Origin of the sequence: Lysobacter claricitrinus, assembly GCF_045866565.1 — a bacterium.
Taxonomy (GTDB): Bacteria; Pseudomonadota; Gammaproteobacteria; order Xanthomonadales; family Xanthomonadaceae; genus Cognatilysobacter; species Cognatilysobacter claricitrinus.
In genome coordinates, this window is the sequence record NZ_BAAFZV010000025.1 from 1 (window position 1) to 267 (window position 267).

Below are 267 nucleotides of genomic sequence, written 5' to 3' on the forward strand. Positions count from 1 at the left end.
GCTTCGCCGGCGATCGCACCTACCTGATGCCCACCGCCGACCTCGAAGGCCTGCTGCCGAACGCGCGCGTGGTGCCGAGCCGCCTGCAAGGCGAAGTCGCGGTCGGCGAAGGCCTGCTCGGCCGCGTCATCGATTCGGACGGCGTGCCGCTCGACGGCCGCGGCCCGATCCGCGCCGAAGGCCACATGGGCCTGACCGGCCGTTCGATCAATCCACTGATGCGCGAGCCGATCACGCGGTCGCTCGACGTCGGCGTGCGCGCGATCA

At 71.9% G+C, this 267-nt stretch carries 1 pseudogene; it reads left to right on the top strand.

Annotated elements, in window-relative coordinates:
• Nucleotides 1-267: pseudogene (locus tag ACKTTN_RS14805) on the top strand (flagellum-specific ATP synthase FliI); the annotation flags it as partial.